General features: G+C 68.0%; 23 protein-coding genes and 2 pseudogenes. 12 read left to right on the forward strand and 13 right to left on the reverse strand.

The features are described from left to right. Nucleotides 1–64 precede the first annotated feature (64 nt). Nucleotides 65–778, forward strand: coding sequence for an ABC transporter ATP-binding protein (locus V5E28_RS26540; RefSeq protein WP_336210193.1), 714 nt, complete (start codon nucleotides 65–67; stop codon nucleotides 776–778). Next, nucleotides 775–1,512, forward strand: a complete 738-nt coding sequence (locus tag V5E28_RS26545) for an ABC transporter permease (protein WP_336210194.1) — start codon at nucleotides 775–777, stop codon at nucleotides 1,510–1,512. The genes V5E28_RS26540 and V5E28_RS26545 overlap by 4 nt, the downstream gene beginning before the upstream one ends. A 125-nt stretch (nucleotides 1,513–1,637) precedes the next feature. Here V5E28_RS26545 and V5E28_RS49620 read toward each other — a convergent pair. The 3 genes and pseudogenes from V5E28_RS49620 to V5E28_RS26555 all read right to left on the reverse strand — a co-directional run. Further along, nucleotides 1,638–1,877: pseudogene (locus V5E28_RS49620) on the reverse strand (pyrroline-5-carboxylate reductase family protein); the annotation flags it as partial. Nucleotides 1,878–1,890: 13 nt separating this feature from the next. After that, on the reverse strand, nucleotides 1,891–2,571 hold the full coding sequence (locus V5E28_RS26550; protein WP_336210195.1) for a pyridoxamine 5'-phosphate oxidase family protein: 681 nt from the start codon (nucleotides 2,569–2,571) through the stop codon (nucleotides 1,891–1,893). 55 nt (nucleotides 2,572–2,626) lie between these two features. Continuing rightward, nucleotides 2,627–3,652 carry a flavin reductase family protein gene (locus tag V5E28_RS26555; protein ID WP_336210196.1) on the reverse strand — a complete coding sequence of 342 codons (1,026 nt, stop codon included), beginning with the start codon at nucleotides 3,650–3,652 and terminating at the stop codon, nucleotides 2,627–2,629. 103 nt (nucleotides 3,653–3,755) lie between these two features. On the opposite strand from V5E28_RS26555, the gene V5E28_RS26560 reads away from it, so the two are divergent. Further along, a complete protein-coding gene (locus V5E28_RS26560; protein WP_336210198.1) occupies nucleotides 3,756–3,890 on the forward strand; it encodes a hypothetical protein in 135 nt (44 codons plus the stop codon). Between the two features lie 213 nt (nucleotides 3,891–4,103). Here V5E28_RS26560 and V5E28_RS26565 read toward each other — a convergent pair whose 3' ends face one another. Continuing rightward, on the reverse strand, nucleotides 4,104–4,481 hold the full coding sequence (locus tag V5E28_RS26565) for a winged helix-turn-helix transcriptional regulator (protein WP_336210200.1): 378 nt from the start codon (nucleotides 4,479–4,481) through the stop codon (nucleotides 4,104–4,106). A 50-nt stretch (nucleotides 4,482–4,531) separates the two neighbouring features. Between V5E28_RS26565 and V5E28_RS26570 the strand changes: the two genes are divergently transcribed. The 4 genes from V5E28_RS26570 (at nucleotide 4,532) to V5E28_RS26585 (ending at nucleotide 7,048) form a co-directional block, all read left to right on the forward strand. After that, entirely contained in the window at nucleotides 4,532–5,272 is a 741-nt protein-coding gene (locus V5E28_RS26570) for an alpha/beta hydrolase (RefSeq protein WP_336210202.1), read from the forward strand. Between the two features lie 302 nt (nucleotides 5,273–5,574). Continuing rightward, the gene (locus V5E28_RS26575) at nucleotides 5,575–5,922 is read left to right on the forward strand and encodes an ArsR/SmtB family transcription factor (protein ID WP_336210203.1); all 348 of its coding nucleotides are present in this window, start codon (nucleotides 5,575–5,577) and stop codon (nucleotides 5,920–5,922) included. Beyond that, nucleotides 5,922–6,428 carry an SRPBCC family protein gene (locus tag V5E28_RS26580; RefSeq protein ID WP_336210206.1) on the forward strand — a complete coding sequence of 169 codons (507 nt, stop codon included), beginning with the start codon at nucleotides 5,922–5,924 and terminating at the stop codon, nucleotides 6,426–6,428. Before V5E28_RS26575 ends, V5E28_RS26580 begins: the two co-directional genes overlap by 1 nt. Beyond that, nucleotides 6,428–7,048 carry a dihydrofolate reductase family protein gene (locus V5E28_RS26585; protein WP_336210208.1) on the forward strand — a complete coding sequence of 207 codons (621 nt, stop codon included), beginning with the start codon at nucleotides 6,428–6,430 and terminating at the stop codon, nucleotides 7,046–7,048. The genes V5E28_RS26580 and V5E28_RS26585 overlap by 1 nt, the downstream gene beginning before the upstream one ends. A gap of 221 nt (nucleotides 7,049–7,269) precedes the next feature. On the opposite strand, the gene V5E28_RS26590 is transcribed toward V5E28_RS26585, so the two are convergent. Further along, a complete protein-coding gene (locus V5E28_RS26590) occupies nucleotides 7,270–7,755 on the reverse strand; it encodes an integrase core domain-containing protein (protein WP_336210211.1) in 486 nt (161 codons plus the stop codon). A 121-nt stretch (nucleotides 7,756–7,876) separates the two neighbouring features. Continuing rightward, on the reverse strand, nucleotides 7,877–8,215 hold the full coding sequence (locus V5E28_RS26595; RefSeq protein WP_336210214.1) for a hypothetical protein: 339 nt from the start codon (nucleotides 8,213–8,215) through the stop codon (nucleotides 7,877–7,879). Between the two features lie 348 nt (nucleotides 8,216–8,563). Between V5E28_RS26595 and V5E28_RS26600 the strand changes: the two genes are divergently transcribed. Further along, nucleotides 8,564–8,953, forward strand: a complete 390-nt coding sequence (locus V5E28_RS26600) for a hypothetical protein (RefSeq protein ID WP_336210218.1) — start codon at nucleotides 8,564–8,566, stop codon at nucleotides 8,951–8,953. Between the two features lie 352 nt (nucleotides 8,954–9,305). Here the strand turns inward: V5E28_RS26600 and V5E28_RS26605 are convergent, their stop codons facing one another. Continuing rightward, nucleotides 9,306–10,613, reverse strand: a complete 1,308-nt coding sequence (locus tag V5E28_RS26605; RefSeq protein ID WP_336210220.1) for an SPFH domain-containing protein — start codon at nucleotides 10,611–10,613, stop codon at nucleotides 9,306–9,308. After that, nucleotides 10,603–10,959: a hypothetical protein gene (locus tag V5E28_RS26610; protein WP_336210222.1), complete on the reverse strand. Its 357-nt coding sequence runs from the start codon at nucleotides 10,957–10,959 to the stop codon at nucleotides 10,603–10,605. Before V5E28_RS26610 ends, V5E28_RS26605 begins: the two co-directional genes overlap by 11 nt. 194 nt (nucleotides 10,960–11,153) lie before the next feature. Here V5E28_RS26610 and V5E28_RS26615 point away from each other — a divergent pair, with 194 nt between their 5' ends. Further along, complete coding sequence (locus V5E28_RS26615) at nucleotides 11,154–11,720, forward strand: dihydrofolate reductase family protein (protein ID WP_336210224.1); 567 nt, start codon at nucleotides 11,154–11,156, stop codon at nucleotides 11,718–11,720. Between the two features lie 317 nt (nucleotides 11,721–12,037). Here V5E28_RS26615 and V5E28_RS26620 read toward each other — a convergent pair whose 3' ends face one another. The 3 genes from V5E28_RS26620 to V5E28_RS26630 all read right to left on the reverse strand — a co-directional run bounded on the left by V5E28_RS26620 (nucleotide 12,038) and on the right by V5E28_RS26630 (nucleotide 15,934). Continuing rightward, nucleotides 12,038–13,045 (reverse strand): RNA polymerase subunit sigma-70, encoded by a 1,008-nt coding sequence (locus tag V5E28_RS26620; RefSeq protein ID WP_336210227.1) that lies wholly within the window; start codon nucleotides 13,043–13,045, stop codon nucleotides 12,038–12,040. A 709-nt stretch (nucleotides 13,046–13,754) separates the two neighbouring features. After that, nucleotides 13,755–14,939, reverse strand: a complete 1,185-nt coding sequence (locus tag V5E28_RS26625; protein ID WP_336210229.1) for a DUF2786 domain-containing protein — start codon at nucleotides 14,937–14,939, stop codon at nucleotides 13,755–13,757. A gap of 233 nt (nucleotides 14,940–15,172) precedes the next feature. After that, on the reverse strand, nucleotides 15,173–15,934 hold the full coding sequence (locus tag V5E28_RS26630; protein WP_336210231.1) for a DUF4429 domain-containing protein: 762 nt from the start codon (nucleotides 15,932–15,934) through the stop codon (nucleotides 15,173–15,175). 14 nt (nucleotides 15,935–15,948) lie between these two features. Here V5E28_RS26630 and V5E28_RS49625 point away from each other — a divergent pair, with 14 nt between their 5' ends. Continuing rightward, complete coding sequence (locus tag V5E28_RS49625; protein WP_442945870.1) at nucleotides 15,949–16,326, forward strand: hypothetical protein; 378 nt, start codon at nucleotides 15,949–15,951, stop codon at nucleotides 16,324–16,326. Nucleotides 16,327–16,337: 11 nt separating this feature from the next. On the opposite strand, the gene V5E28_RS26640 is transcribed toward V5E28_RS49625, so the two are convergent. Beyond that, nucleotides 16,338–17,375 (reverse strand): ion channel, encoded by a 1,038-nt coding sequence (locus V5E28_RS26640; RefSeq protein ID WP_336210234.1) that lies wholly within the window; start codon nucleotides 17,373–17,375, stop codon nucleotides 16,338–16,340. A 617-nt stretch (nucleotides 17,376–17,992) separates the two neighbouring features. Between V5E28_RS26640 and V5E28_RS26645 the strand changes: the two genes are divergently transcribed. Next, a complete protein-coding gene (locus V5E28_RS26645; protein ID WP_336210237.1) occupies nucleotides 17,993–18,424 on the forward strand; it encodes a hypothetical protein in 432 nt (143 codons plus the stop codon). Nucleotides 18,425–18,522: 98 nt separating this feature from the next. On the opposite strand, the pseudogene V5E28_RS49630 reads toward V5E28_RS26645, so the two are convergent. Beyond that, nucleotides 18,523–18,783 (reverse strand): annotated as a pseudogene (locus tag V5E28_RS49630) (DUF6461 domain-containing protein); the annotation flags it as partial. A 520-nt stretch (nucleotides 18,784–19,303) separates the two neighbouring features. Here V5E28_RS49630 and V5E28_RS26650 point away from each other — a divergent pair. Next, complete coding sequence (locus V5E28_RS26650; RefSeq protein WP_336210240.1) at nucleotides 19,304–19,762, forward strand: GNAT family N-acetyltransferase; 459 nt, start codon at nucleotides 19,304–19,306, stop codon at nucleotides 19,760–19,762. Nucleotides 19,763–20,465 lie beyond the last annotated feature (703 nt).

A 20,465-nucleotide genomic window follows, 5' to 3' on the forward strand; every position in this document is an offset into this window, starting at 1 on the left:
CTCCTGCGGTGGCCGTCGACCTGGGTCCGATGACCTGCGACGAGGAATCCGGTGAACTGGGCCCGTGATCGAATTTCATGACGTCAGCAAGACATACAGAGGAGTGCAAGCCCTCGACGAGGTGTCCTTCACCGTCGGGGCAGGCAGCGTCACCGGGTTCCTCGGACCCAACGGCGCGGGAAAATCGACGGCTCTGCGCATCCTGATCGGGCTCTCGCGACCGACGTCGGGGTCGGCCACCGTGTTCGGGCGACCGTACACCGAACTCGCCTGTCCTGGCCGCCGCGTCGGCACGCTGCTCGACGTCGGTGCCCTGCATCCGGGGCGCAGCGGGCGGGAGGTCCTGACGCTGGGGGCGATGATGCTGGGCCTGCCCCGCTCGCGCGTCGGAGAGAGCCTGGAGCTGGTCGGGCTGACCGGCCAGGAGGGCAGGCGGGCCGTCGGCGGCTATTCGCTGGGCATGCGGCAGCGGCTCGGCATCGCCCACGCGCTGCTCGGCCGGCCCGAGGCGCTCGTCCTGGACGAGCCCGCCAACGGCCTCGACCCGCAGGGCATCCAGTGGATGCGCGGGCTGCTGCGCAGCCTGGCCGACTCCGGATGCGCGGTGCTGCTCAGCTCACACCTGCTGCACGAGGTGGAGCAGGTCGCCGACCAGATCGTGATGATCGGACGCGGCCGCGTGCTCGCCCGGGGCACCGTCGCCGAGCTCGCCCGCGGTGGCGGCCTGGAGCGGACCTTCCTCGAACTGACCGCGCAAGCCGACAGGAGCGCCGCATGACCCCTACCGACATTCCGTTCACCAGGCTGCTGCGGGTCGAGACCCGCAAGCTGTTCGACACGCGCAGCGGTCTCATCCTCGCGGTGAGCGCGATCGGGCTGGCGCTCGTGGCCGTCGTCGCCCGGAGCCTCACGTCGGAGCCGCGCTGGTTCACCCTGGCCGGGACCGCCGCCATCCCGCTCGGGACGCTTCTGCCCGTGCTGGCCATTCTCACGGTGACCGGTGAATGGCGGCATCGCACCGCGCTGACCACGTTCGCCCTGGAGCCCCGGCGCGGGCGGGTGCTGGCGGCCAAGTGCCTGCCGCCGCTGGCGGTCACCGTGGCGGCCTGCGTGTTCGCACTGCTGGCGGCCCTGCCCATGACCGCCGTCGCCGCTGCGGTTCACGGCGTCGAGGCCACGTGGACCGTCGCGCCCGCCAAGGTGTTGGGCTGGATCGCGACGATGGTGCTGGTGACCGGCCAGGGCCTCGGCATGGGTCTGGTGTTGTTGAACGCGCCGGCGGCGATCGTGATCTGTCTGGCCGGCACGGCCCTGTGGAGCGCTGTCGCCCGGCTCGGTGACATGGGCGCGATCCTGGCGGGCTGGCTCGACCTCAACCTCACTACCAACCCCCTGATGAACGGCGGGTTCACCGGCGACGCCGCCCTTCGGCTGGCCGTGTCAGTGTTCGTGTGGATCGTCGTTCCGGTGGCCGCAGGGATGCTGCGCATCTCGAGGAAGGAGATCGGCTGACGGCGGTAGGGCCGTTGGTTGCGATCGGTGCCGGGTACCGGGCCGTTCGGCATGATGCGCACCACCGAGGCGCCGGGGTAGGCGGCCTGGAGGTCGGCGACGGTGGTGGGCCCCATCATGGAGATCACCAGCTTGCCGTCCGCATCGACGTCCTTGGCGATGTCGGCGAGCTGGTCGGGGCGGTGTCCAAGGAACACCACGTCGGAGCGCCTGAACAGCTCGGCGTTGCCGGTCAGCCCCTCGCCGCCGAGCTCTGCGACGAGCGCCGCCGCGCGGCCGGAACCTGCGTCGGTGGCGTAGATGGGTTCACCGAGTCCTCGAGCGATCGCACGGGCCATGTTTCCCGCGCCGACAAAACCGATCATGACGTACGGCTTCCTAGTAGGCGCCGGATCGGGTCTCGCCCCAACCCGCGAGGTGGTCGGGAACCGGCATTCCCGCCGGCACGTGTTCGTCAGGCACGGGCGTTCCCGCGGTGACGCGGAGCGGGAGCTGGCCCGCCCAGACGGGCAGTGACCGGTCGGCGTCCGCGTCGCCGGCATCACCGGTGCGCACCTTCGCCGACGCCTCGACGATCGGGATGGTGACCAGGAGCACGGTCCGCAGCTCCGCCTGGGTGAGCGGGCGCAAGAACGGGAGCCGGCCCGGAGTGATCTTGTCGATGAGCGCGTGCATCCGTGGCAGCACCGCGTCGGGGTCCTCGACGGCCCGCCCCTCCCCCATGACGACGGCCGATCGGTAGTTGACCGAGTTCTGGAGGACGCTCCGCCCCATCACGACGGAGTCGATCACGGTGGCCTCGACGCAGACGGGGACGCCCTCGGCGACCTTGTTCATCATGCGGTTCTTCCGCGCGCCGTGGATCAGCAGCTCGTCACCGATCCTGACGTGCAGCGTCGGCAGGACGACCGGGTCCCCACCGTCCACGAAGGCGACGTGGCAGAGCATCGCCTCGTCGAGGATCGAGCGAACGAGGTCCAGGTCGTACGACCCGCGAGCGGGACGTCGCCGGATCCTCACCCGGTCACTGGTCGGTGCCGTCTTCTGCGACTTCGTCATGACATCGATGCTCCTCGACCTGAGCGCGCGGCTCCAACGACGGGCGTCGGAATCTTCACTGCGGCTCTTCGGCAGGTGTAGCAGCACGGCGCCGAAGCACGACCGGTCCCGCCGGCACCGCCGAGCACGCGAGTACGGCCCTCGAACCGGGCGGGATCGGCGGATCGATCAGGTATGACACCTCACCCTGGACTAGGTCGAGCACGCAGGTGCCGCAAGCGCCCGATCGGCAGGCGGCCAGAACGGGCACCCCGTGGTTCTCGGCCAGTTCGAGCAGCGTGCCGTCGGCGTCCGTCCAGGTCGCCACGACGCCCTCGGGAAGGTAGGTCACCCGGTCCGGTCCCGGATCCGGTGCCGGCCGCCGGACGGGCGGTTCCGTCGCGGGCGAGAGGAACGGATCGGCGTGGATGCGGTCCGCGTCCACGCCCGCCGCCCGCAGGGCCCCGGACACCGCGGCCACGAAGTCGGTCGAGCCGCACACGAGCGCGTCCGCGCCGTCGGGGAGGAGCTCGACGATGTCGCGCGGGCCCGGGCGTCGTGCTGCCGGGCGGGTCTCGAAGAGCCTCGCCGTACCGCCGGCTCGCTGGACGCCGTCGGCGACCTCGGGCCACAGTGCCGCGCTCTTCTCGTCGGGATCGACGTGAAGTACGGCGAGCGGCCTGCGGTCGGCGTCCGCCACCAGTTGCCGCACCGTGGCGGCGACGGGGGTGATGCCGATCCCCGCGCTCACCAGGTACAGCGGCCGCCGTTCCGGAGAGAGCGCGGGAAGCCCGAACGGGCCCGAGATGAGCAGCCGGTCGCCGCTGACCAGCGACGCGAGGCGGTTGGAGACCTCTCCGCGGAGGCGCACCGTGATCCGGAGCCGTCCTGAGACGCTGTAGGCGCGCCAGGTCAGGCCACCGTCCGCGGTGGGCAGGTGCACCCGCAGGTGCTGACCGGCAGCCACCGGCAGGCGGAAGGGGTCGCGGAGCCACAGGCTTACCGTCCTGTCGTCCTCGCGCACCGTCTCGAGCACCTCGGCCGCACGCGGCCAGGACGCGTCGGCATGCCGTACGGCATCGGGCGGGCCGCCCACGGTCACCGGCGCGCCCTCGCGGAGCCGGGCGGGGTGGGGGGCGGCCAGGCGCGCGTAGACGCCCAGGTTCGGGTGGCCGAAGGCGCGGGTGAGGACGGCGGGGAGTTCGATGTCCCGCTCGCCCGTGTCCGGGTTCGCGGACGTCGCGCGGCAGCGGCCGGTGTGCCTGGTGACCTCGACCTCGCAGTCGCCGAGCCGGACGCGCCGGCCGACCCACGCCAGCCAGCCCGACGCGGGCAGGTGACAATCTTCCGCCGCAGGCCCGCAGCCTCAGACCGAGTCGATCGTCTCCTCGTCCCTCCTGGGCCGGATCGCGGCGGCGGAGCCGCGGCTACGAGGAGACCCTGACCGCTTCTTCAAGTGGACCGCCCGGGTGGACGGCCTGCGCTACGGCTACGAGGAGGCGCTGGGCCCATCCGGGAACGGTCGATCCCGATACTGTCCACAGCCGTCGCAGTCACCTACCGGACACCGACCTGCCTTCCGCCGCTTCCTGGAAGCTGACGATGGCCTCACCGTACGACCTCGCCCAGTCCGTCAGGACGGCGATTGGCTCGACGAGGGTCAGGCCGAGGTCGGTCAGGCTGTACTCGACCCGTGGAGGCGCTTCGGCGTACGCGCGGCGCTCGACCAGGCCGTAGCCCTGAAGCTTGCGCAGTGTCTGGGTGAGCACCTTGCGCGAGATGCCGCCGACGAGATCGACGAGTTCGCCGTGTCGGCACGGTTTGCGACTGAGCGCGAACAGGACGACGACCGCCCACTTGTCGGTGATGATCTCGATGGCCAGCCGGGCTGGGCAGTCGGCGAGGAAGACGCTTCCCGCTGAGTCGCGCATGAGCCGAAGGTTACCAAGAGGTACCTATCGGCTCAGTAGCGTCCTGTTCCATGAGTACACCGCATACGAAGATCTACGTCCTTGTCCATGGTGCCTGGCACTGCGGGCGCGCCTGGGACCGGGTGGTGCCCTTGCTGACCCAGGCCGGGCTCCGGGTGTTCGCCCCCTCGCTCACCGGCCACGGCGAGAAGGAGCACCTGCTCGGTCCGGAAGTGGGACTCGACACCCACGTCGCCGACATCGTCGATCTCCTCGTCGAGGAAGACCTCACCGACGTGGTATTGGTCGGGCACAGCTATGCCGGAATGGTCATATCCGCCGTGGCCAACCAGGTCCCGGACCGGATCGCCGGTCTGGTCTATGTCGACGCGATGGTTCCGGCCGACGGTGAGACCGTGCTCGACGTCATGCCCTTGACCCGGCACCTGCTTGAACTTGCCGCCGACTCCAAAACCCCCTGGCGCATCCCGCCCCTGCCGGAAGGGCCGGCGCCCATAGGCCTGTTCGGGGTCACCGACCCGGCGGACACGGTCTGGCTTCGCACGATGCTCTCGGACGAGTCGGTGCGCTGCTTCCAGCAGCCGGTCCGACTGAACAACCCGGCCACGGCCGCAATCCCCCGGACGCACATCCACTGTGTCGGCAGCACGCCGGAGGGCGTCACCCGCCGCCCCGTCCCCGCGACACAGCCCAACGGCACTCCATCCCAGGTGTGGGAATTGCAGAGCGGCCATGACTGCATGATCATCGTGCCGGGCGAACTGACCGAGCTTCTACTGAAGGCCGGCTGACCCAGTCCGCCGGCCGGACAGTACGCCCTGCCTGTGCCGCTCGAAAACTCGAACCTGAGTGTGAGCTGGGGCTTTGGCAGCAGCTGCGTGAGCCCTGCTGCTGCCGAAACGCCATCCGAGCAGGTCATCCTACTTGCATGGCCACTACCAGCGCCGCCTGCTGATCTGCCGGCCAGGCGCGTGGGGGGTCGTCAGGGATACGCGTTTCCGCAGCCGCTGACAAGGGTCACGATCGTCATCTGACAAGTCCCGCCTGATTCCCCTGAATTGACGCATGCCGATATCGGCATATGATGGCGTCCATGGCACGAGCAGCGACGACGTCGGACGTCTTCAACGCGATCGCCGAGCCGCAGCGCCGGGAGATCCTGGCGCTGCTGCGGGCAGGTGAGCGGCCGGTGACCGAGCTGGCCCAGGAGCTGGGGATGACCCAGCCGCAGGCGTCCAAACACCTGCGGGTGCTCCGGGAGGTCGGGCTGGTGCGCGACCGCAAGGCAGGCAAGCAGCGCCTGTACGACCTGAACGCCCGCGGGCTGCGACCGGTCCACGAGTGGACCGGCGGCTTCGAGCGGTTCTGGAACGAGAGCTTCGACCGGCTGGACGCGTACGTGCAGGACCTCAAGCAGGCAGGACAGGAAGGAAGTAACTGATGAGCGAGACGGGACAAGGAGCGTCGGCGGAGTCCGCGACGGCCGACCGCGAGGTTGTGATCTCCCGGGTCATCGACGCCCCACGGGAGCTGGTGTTCGAGGCGTTCACCGAGGTGCGGCACCTGTCGCGGTGGTGGGGTCCGGAGGGGTTCACCACCACCACGCGGTCCTTCGAGTTCCGCGTCGGCGGGGAGTGGGACTTCGTGATGCACGGACCGGACAGGACGGACTACCAGGAGTGGATCACCTGGACCGAGATCGTCCCGCCGGAGCGGATCGCGCTGCTGCACGGCGAATACCGCGGCGACCCGAACGCCTTCGAGTCGGTCCTCGCGTTCGCGCCCGACGGGGCGGCGACCCGGATCGAGATGCGCACGGTATTCCCCACCAAGGAGCTGCGCGACGAAGCGGTCGAGAAGCACCACGCGATCGAGGGCGGCCGGCAGACCCTGAGCAATCTGGCTGCCTACGTCACCGAGATCATTCGGAAGGGAGCTGAGGGCTGATGGCCGGGAAGGTGTTCTTCAGCGTGTCGATGTCGCTGGACGGTTTCATCGCACCCGAGTCCTCCGAGGATTTGATGGGGCGGCAGTGGATGGAACTGCAGCAGTGGATCTTCCCGCAGCGGTTCTTCCGGGAGAACCTGAAGCTCGGCGAGGGCGGCAAGGAAGGGCGCGACAACGACATCGTGCGGGAGACGTTCGAGCGCACCGGCGCGAGCGTGATGGGCAAGCGCATGTTCGACGCCGGCGAGCAGATGTGGCCGGAGGAGGCGCCGTTCCACACGCCGGTCTTCGTCGTGACGCACGAGAAGCGTGACCCCTGGGAGCGGCCGGGTGGGACCACCTTTCACTTCGTCAACGACGGCATCGAGACCGCGCTCGACCAGGCCCGCGAGGCCGCCGGCGACCGAGACGTCCGCATCGCGGGCGGCGGCGCGACGATCCTGGAGTACCTGAACGCCGGCCTGATCGACGAGTTCTCGATCGCGCTCTCACCCGTGCTGTTCGGCTCCGGAATCCGCCTGTTCGAGGGCGTGGACGCGGGCCGCGTGGCCCTGGAGCCGATCCACGCGGAGCCGACGCAGCGAGTGACCCACCTGACCTACGCAGTCCGGGAGCGGTAACTGTCTCGACCTCAGCGCTCCCCCGCCGAGGTCAGCAGCGCGGTGAGATCCTCGACGCTGAGCGTCAGGGCCCTCTCCGCTCCCGAACATGTCCCAGCCGCCAGGTAGCTCCCGTGACAACGCGGGCTCGCCGTATTCGGCGACGTATGCCTGTCCAGTGCCAAAACTCGCTCTTAGCGCTGGCCTGCGGTTTCACACGTCGTCAAGCGGCTCTCCGATACTCACGGATCAGACCGCAGACGGCGCTTCGTCGCTCTATTCGAGCCGTGAGATCGACCACCTCGGACCAGAAGATGATCGAGGCACTCACGCCGGAGCGTGCCAACGAACCGCTCGGCGAACGCGTTCGCCCGTGGCGAGCGCGGCGGAATCCTGAGGACGCGCACGTCCGCGCCGGCGAGCGCCTCGTCAAATCCTCCGCCGAACTTGCCATCCCTGTCCCGGACCAGGAACCGGAACCCGTCGGCCCGCTCGCCCAGTTCCATCAGCCGATTGCGCGCTTGTTTCGCCGTCCAGGCACCGGTTGGATGAGCCGTGACGCCGAGGATATGCACGCGCCGCGTTTCGATCTCCGTGACGAACAACACGTACAGACGCTTGAGGAACACCGTATCGACGTGGAGAAAGTCGCATGCCAGGATGCCGGAGGCTTGAGAGATGAGGAACTGGCGCCAGGTCGGTGAAGACCGGCGCGGCGCGGAACCCAATTCCGGCCGCCGCCAGGACCCGGCGGACCGTCCGCTCCCCCATCCTGTAGCCAAGACCGAGGAGTTCGCCCCGGATGCGCAGATGCCCCCCACCGTGGATTTTCCGCCGCCAACCGGACGATCAGCTCGCGGATCTCTGCGGAGATTGGGGGCGGCCCTGCCTGGCGGGGTAGGTCCACTTCTTCTTGACCAGCCTGCGATGCCAGGCGAGCAGCGTGCCGGGCGTCACGATGCGATGCAGTCGAAGGCGAGCGGGTAACAGCCTCGCCGGCGCGGCCAGCAATGCCCGATCGGCCCAATCCGGCCTGGGCCGGACGACCTGGCGACGCAGCACCGCGACCTCATGCCGCAACACCAAGATCTCCACCTTCTTGGAAGCACGGCCCCGTGCGAGCAGCACCAGCCAACCGAACACCCTGACCACCAGCAGATACAGAAGGCGAAACAGGACGAGGGCCAAGCCTAGAAGACCAGGTCAGGCCCTCTGCATCTGTTCTGGCACCGGACAGGCTTGGCAGGGCGTGAGAGATGGCCCATTCCCCCTTCCAACGCCCCGTGCAGCGTTTCGCGACGTCGCATGCTCAGGTTGCTCTAGACCCTGGCCACCGGACGACTGGCCGTTTCCCGCCGTCCTTGGGCTGGGCTCCTGTGACACAAAATACGGCGCCTGTACGTATTTTCCCTACAGTGCGCATCGCATCCGACAGAGCCTGGGTGTGTACGCCTGACATCCAGACAAGAGGAGATGAATCCGATGGCACGGCGTAACATCCGAACGCTCATTGCCATAGCCGGGTGCGCGACACTCGTGGGCACGCTCTCCGCGACACCCGCTCAGGCCGCCGCACCACGCTGCGACATCCGAGCCATCAAGCCGTGGGTATACCCCGCCAGCGGCGTGGTCGTCGCCACCAACTCGACATCCTGCTACGGTCCCGTCCGCAACGTTCGGATCAGCACTCGGCTCTACAAGTTCCACGCGGGTTGGGTCGTCTTCGTCTTCAAACGCCAGGTCTGGGGCGCCGTGAAGTCGAACAGAAACGGCAGCCTGAATGCCTGGGGCGCCTCATCGCCTGCCGGGGCGTGCACGCGCTACATGACGCAGGCGACCGTCAAGTGGACGACGGCCTCCGGCACGCCGAAATCGAAGGTTCGCTACTCGGGCGCCGTGAAGCTGCGGGCCAGCGGTCCCTGCTAGCTCATTGAGGGCCCTCGGCGAGCTTGCCCCATCGGCCGACTTCACCGGCGTACTGCTGGGATGCGCTCCCGAACCGTAAGCGGCCGGGGGGAGCCAAACCCATCAGCCGCGGCTCACGCCGGCCGAAGAACGGAGCCATTACCTACGCGAACAGTTCATCGAACTCATCGGCCCATACACGCGGGTCGATCTCGGCTGCTGTGGATGCGACGGCCACCGCCGATCACCTGGTTTCCACACACCCACATGATCACTGCGGTGGCCGTCTCACGTCTCAGCCTCAACCAGATCGAGATCTCGAAGTGCGGCTGGAGTGTTAGCTAAACCAAAGCCTGGTGGCGGAGCAGCTTGATCAGCGAGGTGGCACCGGCAGAATCACCGGCTCAGGATGCCCATCCCACGTCACTTCGATCTCATTTGGGACGGGGTGCGTCATATTGGCTGCAATAATGAAAATTACCCAGGCGCCAGGGCCTATGTCGGCATTCGCGGGGACGTGAGCATCTGCTTCAGCTAACCCAGGACCGCTGACATTGACTCCCGTGGCGATCGCGGAGCCGACATTTCGCAGCACGAAGTGATCATTCCTCCGGTCCAGTATCCACTCGACGTGCGGCTCCGGCTGAACTTGCGCTGTCGTGTCCTCGTCTGCGCGCGAACGCTGCACCGCTGTCTCGCGCAATGTACGCTCCACCACAGCCTGGGCCTTGGCCAGCGGCATGCCGGTAAGCAGGGCGCTCACGTCCCCTCCGATATTGCTGAAGTACTCGGGCACCTGCATTTCGGCCATCGTCCGCAGCAGCACCTCAGCGGCAACGCGATTGGCGCCCAGCTGTTGAATTTTTTGTCGCAGCACGAGCTCTTCCATCCGCCGCTGTTCCTGTCTCGAGTCGTGCACGACCTCGGTGAGCCGGATCTCCTCCTCGGTCACTATGCTCAGGGCTCTACCTTCGACTTCAGCAGCCACGATCTGGCGCAGTGCCTCGATGAGAGCTGGATCTTGGGAGTTGGCTGCGCCTACAGTGATCGTGAGCGCCTCCACTTCCCAAGAGGCCAGCGCCTCATTGATTCGCGTTTCCAAACCGTCAAGGACACGCTGGTAGTCGACGAGAAACTTCTCCAATGCACTGCCAGTCGAGATCTCCATGAAGTACGCGTTCACAGCCGTGGCGAGCACTCGCTCGACGAAGCGCTGCACTGGCGCATCGCCAAAGTCACGCACCAGCGCAGGGGCTGCTCGGGCGGGGATACGCAAGACCGCCGACATCTCAATGTGCAGGCGGAAACCCTGAACGATGACGACGACTGGTTCCAGTGCGGCGTCGTAGGCGTCGGGCTCGTGCTCCTGACGCCATTCCAGGATCAGTGGGCGGGCGGGGACCAGCACCACCTCCGTGATGTCCGGGTCGAGTTGGTGGGCCGTGCCCTCGCGGAGCACGTCCGATAGCACCGCTCCGGGAGTGACCGCCACGCCCGTCATGCCAACAGGGACAGCGAATTCCCGTGGCTCGTCGTCCCAGCGGGCCAGCGCGCCAAGGAGTCGCCGTCCGAAGGAGCCGCCGCTTTCTGCCGGATCTGGCTGGGCGGACGGCGTGGCGGTATCGTCCCAGCGGGCCAGCGCTGCGATCAGCCGCCGCCCGAAGGGGGGTTCAGCCCGCATCGACTGGAGCTCCCTCCTGGGCACGGCCCTGTGGTTCGGCGCGAGGAGTGGCGTCGGCGGCCAGCGCAGCGAGCCTGGTGAACTTCTCCACAACCAGCGGCGCGGCTACCCCGAGTCCGAGCGCACCGAACGCTCCGGTCACCTGCCCGCTGGCCGCCGCCGCTGCCGCGATCAGTGCGCCGACTCCGGCTCTGATCGCCACCGATGTCCAGTACGCCGCGCGTCCCTGAGGTATCGGGCGCCGCCACGACCAACTGCGGGACCGCTTGATCCGTGCGTACAGCTCAAGAGCTTCCACACACAGCCCTCCCGCCAGGCCCCAGAGGGCCGCCCACACCACGAGCATGAACCGACGGTAAACCTGAACCCCCGACGGCCGCAGCCCCTGTATCCACTTCGCCGCGATCCACAGCCTCGCCGGGTACGCCGTGCTGAGTCCGGAACCCGGCGGACTATCTGCGGACGCAGATCGCGCACCGATTAGGTTTCCGCGCCGCGCCCGTCTGTACGTGTGAGATCGACTCACGAGAGGTTGGCACGATGCGGAAACTGATCTTCGGCATGAACCTGAGCCTGGACGGCTACATCGCCGCGCCCGGCGACGACATCGGCTGGAGCGGGCCGCCGAACGACGAGCTGTTCCAGTGGTGGCTCGACGTGGAGCGGGCGAACGGCCTGTCACTGTACGGGCGCAAGCTGTGGGAGACGATGAGCTCCTCCTGGCCGACCGGCGACCAGCAGCCCGACGCTACCCCGGCGCAGATCGAGTTCGCGCGGAACTGGCGGGACACGCCGAAGGTGGTGTTCTCCTCGACGGTCGACAAGGTCGACTGGAACACCCGCCTGGTCACCGGCGACGCGGTCGCCGAGATCACCCGGCTCAAGGCCGAGGACGGCGCCCCGATGGGCATCGGCGGCGCGACGCTCGCCGGGGCGGCCATGCGGGCCGGGCTGATCGACGAGTACGCCCTGGCCACCCACCCGGTCCTGGTGGGCGGCGGCACGCCGTTCTTCACGGCGCTGGACAGCTGGGTGAACCTGAACCTGGTCGAGACGCGGACGTTTCCCGGCGGCGTGGTGCTGACCCGATACGAGACGAGGCGATGAGCACGGGCCACATGCTCGGCTCGTGAGGCCGGGCCGAAATCCTTCCTGGCGTGCTCACCATGACCCTCGGCGATGAGGCAACCTTCCCCGGCCCCTTCCTTGCGTTCCGAGTGAGCTGTTGACCGACTCGCTGAAGATGAGGACGACGGCGTCGTTGATCATGACGATGTTCGTCGGATGCCCCGCCGGCAACGCCGGCGGGGCGGTGGTGTTCGCGTTGCCGCGTTGGTGTTCAGCTGGTCGGGGTGCTCATTCCGCGGTGACTTCGGTGACGGCGGCCCGTGCGCTGGATTCGTCGACGATGGGGACTTGTCCGATCACAGTGTCGGGGGCAGGCCCAGCCATGGTTTGTCGGTGGCGTCGAATCCGGTGAGCTCGGCGATCTTCCCGTCGACGATGTGCAGGACCGCGATGTTCAATAGCCGGTACTCCGGGTCGCCCGGGGTGCGGAGGTACAGCGCGGCGGCAGGCATGCGGTTGACCGTCGTGGTGATACAGCGCCAGTCGTCGTAGCCGCGCTGGAAGAGCCCACCGGTGACCCAGCCGTCCACCGCGTCTTTGGCCGTCATGATCGAGGCGCCCAGCTCGGGCAGCATCGCGAAGCGCAGGTCGTCGCGCAGTAGGGACATCAGCCCGTCGAGGTCGTTGCGCTCATGGGCGTCGATATACGACTTCACCACGCCGCGCTCGTCATTCGACAGCTCGTGGGTGGCGGGGCTCCGCCAGTCGAGGCGGCGGTCGGGTAGCTGCTCGCGCATCGTCACGCGCGCCCGCTGCAGTGCGCTGGTCACCGATGCGACGGTCAGCTCGAGGGCGTCGGCGGCCTTCGACGCCGGCCAGCCCAGGACGTCGCGCAGGATGAACACCGCCCGCTGCCGCGGCGGCAGGTGCTGGACGGCGACGATGAACGCCAGCTCGATCGTCTCCCGCGCCACCACCGATTCCTGCGGGTCCTCGGGGAGCATCCGGTCGGGGTACGGCTGCAGGTACAGCACCTCGGAGCCGGGATCCGGCAGCTCGGATGGTACGGGTGTACGGCCGTTGCGCTTCTCCAGGAAGTCGAGGCAGGCGTTCGTCGCGATCCGGTACAGCCAGGTCCGCAGCGCAGCATGGCCCTTGAACGACTCCCGCTTGTTCCACACCCGCAGGAACGTCTCCTGCGTCATGTCCTGGGCGTCCTCGTAGTTCGCGAGCATCCGGTAGCAGTGCACCTGCAGCTCGCGGCGGTGGCGCTCCGTGATGAGCGCGAACTGTGCTGCGTCATTCGAGCGGGCCGCCGCGATGAACGCGGCCTCGTCGTCGCCCAGCAGTCTGGCGTCGGTCATGGTCGTCAATCCTTCCGCGGGTGGCGAGGGGCTACCAGAACTGACGACGTGGCGGAGGATTTCTGATCGGTGAAGCCGCTGGCAGCAGGCCGTTCGTCAGGCCGGGTGGGTCGGGTCGATCCAGGGGACGTGCTCCGGGTCGGGCACACCCTCGATGTCGAGGTGGGGTCCCCGTAGTACCCCACAGCTTCGCGTCGTTGTCCGGTGGCGTGTTCGCCCGGCCGGTCCCGCACCCGCTCGACGAAGTCCGCGGCCTGCTGTTCAGCGTCAGCGGCTCCGGCGGCGCCTTCAGGTGCGCGAGCGCCTGTTCGTGCAGCCGTGCGTCGATGGTTCTTCGCACGGGCGCCGTCGGACGCCGAGGTCATAGTGATCACGTTTCCTGTCGACGGGCCTCGCCGGTCAGCACCACCCCGAAGCCAGAGCAAGACGCGTCGACCACAGCCGCAACCCTGGAGTTTCCCTACGAGAGCCACACGGTCGAGGGATGCGAGGTCATGCGGGACCAGGACTACGACGCCGGCTGGGAAGGAGCAGAGACCGTCACGAGGGGCCAGAACTGTCCTGATGAATCGTGATCTTCCGTCCGGGTAACCGGCGCCGTCTGGGAGGGAAGCCCTGTGCAGTGTCACGTCCAGGGGAGCCTCACCCCTGGGGTGGGGCTCACCGAATGCTCGGGGGAAAGATGACCCCAGCATTAGGGATACCGACACTATCGGTCTCGCGCCCCAAGGTTGGCCTGATCGGCGGCGATACGGCCGGCTGCCCAGCCCTCCCGGTCCCAGGACGTGCGGACCGCGTGCGATACCAGGTTCGGGAACATGCGCTCGACCGCCTGCTCCACCTCCTGTTCGCGGGCCGCCAGCACCGCCACCAGGTCGGTGCCCCGGCTGGCGCTCTTCCGCGAGACCGCAGCCGCCGTGGCCTCGGCGAGCCGCTCCCCGATCCTGGAGGCGAACGCCGACAGGAACGACTGGCGGAACGTCTTATTCCTCGACCGGCCGGTGCCGTGCTTCTTGGTGCCCGAGTTCACCAGCGCGGTCTGCGCCTGCACCAGCAGCGAGGTGAACAGCACCTCCACCCAGGACAGGTCCGCCCAGAACCCCAGCACGGTGGCGAACCCCAGCTCCTTCGACCAGATCACCCGGCACCTGTTGGCCTCGGCGATGAGGCCGAGCAGCACGGCCTTGGGCTGCTCGTACGGCGCGGCGATGCCGACCCGGATGCCCGCAGGGGCCTCACCTCCGCCTGGCTGCGCGTCCAGCATCGCCGCGTCGATGCTGTACTTCGCCATCAAGCTCTGCGCCGCCGACGTGAACGTCTCCGCCTCCGCCTCGTACGTTGTCGACTCCGCCTTGGCAAGCAGTGCCCGCACCCGCGCTAACGTCTTCTCGCTGACCGCGTGCGAGCGTGCCTGGACCGTACAGTGAGCGGCCCCGGGCGGCGGGCTCAACGACTCCAGCCGCGGCAGCCCGGTCAGCAACCCCAGCAGCTCCAGCCCACCGGAGACGGTCACCAGTCGGCTGGCCCCGTCGCGTGCCTGCCGCGCCGCCAGGTAGCCGCCCTTCCACCACACCGCGGCCTCCAGGCCGGCGAGTTGGTCGCGCCAGCGCTCATCCACCGTAGCTGGCGCGTAGGCCCGCATCTCCCAGGCGATGAGGTCAGCCGCCGCCCGCCCGTGCCAGTCGGTCAGCCGCCTGGCCGCGATCCTGACCACGTCGGCGGGCTGCCAGCCGTTCCGCCACAACCCCGAGATCGCACGGGTCGCAACCTCCACCAGGACGCGATCGGCGTCGTCCCGGTCGGCCAGGAAGGCGGCGGCGGAGTCGAAGGCTGCCTCATCCTCACGGGCAAGGGCCTCCATCGCCGCGCCGATCAGCTCATTGGCCTTACTCACACGTGCCGTCCACTTCAAAGAAGGTTCGCCAGAACCCCACCGCGACGGTGCGGGTGCCGATTGATCATTTGGCCGGGTCAGGCGGCACGCAGATACTCCTTCAGCACACCACTGTGTACCGCTCGAGTGTTGAGTTACGGGGCCTGATCTGCGGTTAAGCGCGTGGTGGTATTCGTTGATCGTGCCTGCAACGACGGGTTTTCGGCGGATGGATCGTAGGTCGTTGAGTTCGGTCACGTGCCGGGCGGGCTGCGTTGCGATGTCCGGAGTTCGTTGGTGCCGGGACTGGTGCGGCCGGTGCCCGTGGGAGCTTGTGTGGCGGCCAGCACGGCGGCGGCGAAGGGCAGGGAGTGATGCGTGGCTCCCCAGCCAATGCCGAACACCACGGAGGCGGGATCGTTGTTGGGGTTGGAGAGGGCCTGGTGCCCACGGATGCGCAGCCGCAGCGACCCGCGAGCGTCCTCCAGTGCATGCCACTCGACGCCCTCGATCTCGGCGATCGGGTAACGCCGGTCACCTGCCGTGTACTTGGCCGGGGAAGCTCCGGACGAGAACCAGGTGAAAGTGACAGTCTGCCCGTCGAAGGCGGCCTCACCGTCCCATGCCTTGAAACTACGCGGCACCGAAGGACCGGCGATCAGGAACCGCTCAGCCGGACCGCGCTCGGACAAGGCCGCGCGCATCTCGTCGGCATACTGGTCTGCCAGCGTCTTCGTGGCGGCGGGCAGCACCAGCCGGTACGGATCGAGCGACTCCTGCAGCTGCCCCGTTGCCGCGGACATGACCGGATCGGCTCCCTCCCGGGGAACCACCCGCAGCACCACCCTGCCGCGTGCACCAGGCTCCAGCATGACGTCGGCCAGCGCGTCGTACGGCACGAACCGCTCACCGAGCTCCATGCTCAGTTTCGACGCTTTACCCGGCTCAGGCGTGATGCACAGCCCCCCGTCCTCGAACTCCCACGCGCAACCTCGCCCCTTCAGTACGTCACCCATGCGAGCAAGGATAGGTGCCACAACACTGGCGGCTGCGCAGACAGGCGGCCACCGCGACGAGCCGGCTGGGCCTGCGCACGTCATTGGCCGCCGCGTTCGGCGACGACGACTGCGGCGACTTCTGCTGGCGCCCTCTGGAGAAGCAGGAAGCGGTCGACCTGTCCAGGCCTGCGCCTGCCGAAAATGTTGGCGATGGTGAGGTAGGCCAGGCGAAGGGGCACGGCCGACCATCCTGTCGCCCTTGGTTCCGTCTCCTGAGCGGCCAGAGCTCGCACCGCCACGTGAAGCCCTCGCAGAGTCACGACCTGGGCGGATGCAAATTTTCGGCAGGCGCAATGTCGCTGCTCGCGGCCGCCGCATCGACGCTGCGCGTCTCCGGCCGGGCCGCCTGACCCGATCGACCCTAGGAAGTACCGTCGCGCAGAGCGTTCGCGATCTCCTCGGCGGTGAGGCGGCGGGAGCCGACGTAATAGAGCACGGCCCCCGCAGGCAGTTCGGTCCCCCAGCCCGGGTTGACCGTCAGCACGTCGCCGGCCCGGGCGGCGAGCATCGTGGCGCCGTGGCGCCGGCCGAGCACGGTCTGGCAGTGGTCGACCCGTATCGGGCCCAGAGACTCCGGTAGCCGCACCGAGTAGGTGTCGGCACCGCCGTGGGTCATCAGCTGCGTGTAGATCTCGGTGATGCCGGGGTCCTTCAGCTCCTCGGTGATCATGTGCGCGCTGTGCCACTGGACACAGCGCACGGCCTCATCGAGGTAGCGGAGGTGCCGGACCCTGCTGAGGTCGCGTAGCGCCACGACGAGATGGGCGCTGCTGGCGACGTGGTCGGCGGTGATCGCGACCGTCAGCGCCTCGTTGTCGTCGCGGGCGTCGACCAACACGCTGTACGCCCGCTGGACCCCGGCCCTGCGCAGCACGCCCTCGTCGGTCAGGTCACCGCGGACGAACGCGACGTCGCGGTCCGACATCGGGTGCGTCGCCACGTCGTCCCACGCGCAGAGCACGAGGCGGCTCGAACCGTCGGCGAGCAACTCGTCCACCATCTGCTCGGTACGTCCCGGCGTGTAGCCGAGCAGCACGACGTGACCTGACATCTCCACGGTTACCACACCCCGCATCCTTCGTCCCTTGGCCTTCTCCAGTGACGTCGAGAGCCTGGCGAACACGGTCGTCAGCGTCGCGATGCCGCCGACGATGACGTACACGCCGACGGCATGGCCCGCCGCCGACTCCGGGTACAGGTCGCCGTAGCCGACGGTCGCGGCGGTGACCACGAAATACCACCAGTAATTGGCCGGGTCGGCGATCGCGCTGCCCGCCGGCTCCGCGAGGGCCATCAGCGGCCAACTGGTCACGAACACGAGGCTGAGGACGATGACCGGCGTCCACCAGGTTCCCAGCAACGTGATCTGGGCCAGCAAGCGAGCCAGATAGAACTGCACGCTTCCTCCCGTCTGACACGCCCAGGTGCGGGACACTCTAACCGGACAAAACCTATAAAGCAGCACCAAGAGGGTGTTGCTCACGAACGTGTCGCCAGGCCGACAAATGCCGACGATCACTCGTCTACCGCGGCTCCGGCCGACCGGCCACGGCGCCGGCGGAGACGCGCCTGCGGGTGCCGGAAACTCGGCCTTCGGGACTGACCTGGGGGTTTGGCGTTTCAGCGCTGCGGACAGCCGTCAGGGTCTCCAGCTCCAGGTGGTCGCGCCACTCGCGGTGCACGGCGTCCGCGACGCCGGCGGGGGCGTCGCCGTACCGGCTGGGGGCGGGAACGGGGGAACGAGCCCGCCGTCAGCGACGGCGACAGCCGGACTCAGAGCACGCGAAATTGACATACCAATGACCTCTGAGCCTGTGGTGACGAAACGTAGAGAACTCCATCATCCCAGGCCAGGCCATCGTCAGGTCACCGGACGGGGCGCGCACTCCAGCGGACAAGCAGCCGAACCGTGATCAACTAACTTTGAGAAGACCGTGGCCGACTCCATGCCGACCGGGCACCTCACCCGCCGACGCGCCGATCTCCCGGCGCACCACACCGGCGAACGTGGGCGTCGTGCGACTGCCCGCCCACTCAGCCGCAGTGCACCCTGTTCAGTTGCCGCACCCCGGTCGCGACCTGCGCCCGGAGGTCGATGCACCTGCCCGGGGCATAGACGTACGCCGGACCCGCGTATTGCGCGTACATTCCGTTGTCGGCCTGCAACACCATGCTCAGGTCGCCGCCCTTTCCGAGGACGAACAGGAGCGATGGCTGGCGCGGGCGGAGGAGGAAGGCTGGCCACAGAGCCGATTGCGCAAGGAGATCCAGGCGAGCCGGGTCCGCACTCCCGATTCCGAACCCATCACGGTCACCGTCACCGTGCAGATCACCTTCGAGCGGGAACAGAGGTGGAAGGCGGCCGCCGAAGTCGCGTCCGCGCCCTTGCCCGAGTGGATCGCACAAACCTTGGACCATGCGGCAGGCCGTGTTGACGACGAATGGTGATTCCGCGCCTGCCGATGATGCCGTCTACCCGGTGATCTTCTTCGCCAGCGCAAAGGAACGCTGGAACGGGGCATGGACGCTCGGCCTTCCCAGTCGTGGTTGGGATCCAGCCCGACCTCCCGCATCTCATCGACCAATCGGTCGGGATCGCTGCCCATGCGTGCATGAGGAGACAGTTGGTTGAAGCAGGTGATCCGTTCGCCGTCGACCGCGTAGGTGGAGTAGTCGTCGGCGTGGAGGTTTCGGTCAATCGACACGACCTCGGTCCCATGGGAGAGGCTGGGCAGCAGGCGGCGGTGAGGGATCGGGCGAAGGACACACAGGAGACGTCGTAGAACGGGCCGTACTCGGCAAGCCAGCCGAACTCCTCGTACGAGTCCGTCACGTCAGCTCTCCCTTGATCGGCTGCGCATCATCATCGCAAGGATCACCGACGTCTCTGTGGTGGCCAGTGCCACGTACGTGTACTTCGGCGGCGCGGCCAGATGGGCGCGCAGGATGGCGACCAGGACGGGCGGGATAGGAACAGTGCGGGTGTGGCCATCCGCGCGGTGCTTGAGAGAGCGTTCCTCCTGAGCCGTCTGGCCTGGGCTTTCAGGCGGTGACGGGGGTTTCGCGTGTCCGGCGGTCTACGGCTGGCGCCGATCGTTGACGGCTGTCTCTCCCCGAAGCGTCCCCACGATCCGCGTACGTTCAGGATCATGGAGTCGATCGTCATGGCAGCGACTTCATCAGGGGAACGCAGTCGTCGAGCCTCGCGGCCATCCAGTGCTTGACCGGGTTGCTGTTGGAGGCGATAGATGGGCCGGTTGGTGAGCGGCGTGAGGGCGGGATCAATCCAGATGCAACCCATGAGCTCAGCCTCGTAGCCTCGGCCTCATGAACGCCCATGCTCTCGTCCCCGACGACTTCGCCGTCCCCCCACACCTGGCCACCCCACAGTTCCGTCTGGAACCCCTGGGACCCCAGCACAACGTTGCCGACCACGCTGCCTGGACCAGCAGCATCGAGCACATCCGCGCGACCCCGGGCTTCCCGGACGGAGGATGGCCTCCCGTGGGCGGCATGACCCTGGAGGCGAACCTCGCCGACCTGCAGCGCCACGCGAACGACTTCGCTCAGCGCCGCGGATTCACCTACACCGTCCTCGAGACGGCCAGCGGCGAGGTGATCGGATGCGTCTACATCTACCCCTCCCGCAGCGATGACCACGACACTGACGTGGCCTCCTGGGTCCGGGCCGACCGAGCCGAACTGGACGTGCCCTTGTACGAAGCCGTGACAGCCTGGCTGTCCGCGCATTGGCCCCTCGGCACGCTCAACTATGACCCGCGCTGAGACCACATCATCCCGCAGGGAACCACATGGGCCTCTGCGGGACGCCGCATCTCAACATCCGCCACACAGCCGAACGCACCACCCGGAGCTGCTGGACGCTTGTGGGTGCGAAAACTGTGATCCGTGGGCTGATCTGGACGTACGCGAACCTGCTCAGGCCGCTTGCTGTTACTGGTTGATCGGTCCATCCAGTACCTCTCGAACGTTCGGCGACCGCGTTCGCGCGGGGCGCGCGCCCCGCGCGTCTTGATGACGCGGGCACCGAGCGAGGTGAATACCTCATCGAACGCCGCGGTGAGCTTCGTATCGCGATCGGATGGGAAACCGCAGACTCTCAGCCCGCTCCCCCGGCTCGACGACCAGGGTGCGGGCCTGCTGTACGACCCAATCTCCGCCCGGATGTGCTGCGACCCCCATGACGTGCGCGGCCCTGATGGCGTGCTCGATGAAGAACAGCACGTAGAGCCACCTCAGAAGAGATCGCATGCCCGGACGCCGGTGGCATGAGCCTTGAGGAATTCGCTCCAGCTCTGGCCGGCGCGGCATGGTGCCGGCTCGTTCGAGGATGTCGCGCACCGTACTGGGCGGCACCCGAAGACCGACGCCGGCGAGCACGCCGCTGATGCGTTGACAGGCCCCGGATTCTCCCGGGCCAGACGCGGCACCGCCTCTTGGCCGGGTAGGTCCACCGGCGCGTCACGAG

Origin of the sequence: Nonomuraea sp. LPB2021202275-12-8, from assembly GCF_037044575.1 — a bacterium.
In the GTDB taxonomy this organism is placed as follows: domain Bacteria; phylum Actinomycetota; class Actinomycetes; order Streptosporangiales; family Streptosporangiaceae; genus Nonomuraea.

What these genes read in the sequence shown, in the direction of transcription:
- V5E28_RS26545 (WP_336210194.1), top strand. Translation starts at nt 775, where the DNA reads ATGACCCCTACCGACATTCCGTTCACCAGGCTGCTGCGGGTCGAGACC.
- V5E28_RS26550 (WP_336210195.1), bottom strand. Translation starts at nt 2,571, where the DNA reads ATGACGAAGTCGCAGAAGACGGCACCGACCAGTGACCGGGTGAGGATC.
- V5E28_RS26560 (WP_336210198.1), top strand. Translation starts at nt 3,756, where the DNA reads ATGTCCCGCTCGCCCGTGTCCGGGTTCGCGGACGTCGCGCGGCAGCGG.
- V5E28_RS26565 (WP_336210200.1), bottom strand. Translation starts at nt 4,481, where the DNA reads ATGCGCGACTCAGCGGGAAGCGTCTTCCTCGCCGACTGCCCAGCCCGG.
- V5E28_RS26570 (WP_336210202.1), top strand. Translation starts at nt 4,532, where the DNA reads ATGAGTACACCGCATACGAAGATCTACGTCCTTGTCCATGGTGCCTGG.
- V5E28_RS26575 (WP_336210203.1), top strand. Translation starts at nt 5,575, where the DNA reads ATGGCACGAGCAGCGACGACGTCGGACGTCTTCAACGCGATCGCCGAG.
- V5E28_RS26580 (WP_336210206.1), top strand. Translation starts at nt 5,922, where the DNA reads ATGAGCGAGACGGGACAAGGAGCGTCGGCGGAGTCCGCGACGGCCGAC.
- V5E28_RS26585 (WP_336210208.1), top strand. Translation starts at nt 6,428, where the DNA reads ATGGCCGGGAAGGTGTTCTTCAGCGTGTCGATGTCGCTGGACGGTTTC.
- V5E28_RS26605 (WP_336210220.1), bottom strand. Translation starts at nt 10,613, where the DNA reads ATGCGGGCTGAACCCCCCTTCGGGCGGCGGCTGATCGCAGCGCTGGCC.
- V5E28_RS26610 (WP_336210222.1), bottom strand. Translation starts at nt 10,959, where the DNA reads ATGCTCGTGGTGTGGGCGGCCCTCTGGGGCCTGGCGGGAGGGCTGTGT.
- V5E28_RS26615 (WP_336210224.1), top strand. Translation starts at nt 11,154, where the DNA reads ATGCGGAAACTGATCTTCGGCATGAACCTGAGCCTGGACGGCTACATC.
- V5E28_RS26620 (WP_336210227.1), bottom strand. Translation starts at nt 13,045, where the DNA reads ATGACCGACGCCAGACTGCTGGGCGACGACGAGGCCGCGTTCATCGCG.
- V5E28_RS26630 (WP_336210231.1), bottom strand. Translation starts at nt 15,934, where the DNA reads ATGGGTGACGTACTGAAGGGGCGAGGTTGCGCGTGGGAGTTCGAGGAC.
- V5E28_RS26650 (WP_336210240.1), top strand. Translation starts at nt 19,304, where the DNA reads ATGAACGCCCATGCTCTCGTCCCCGACGACTTCGCCGTCCCCCCACAC.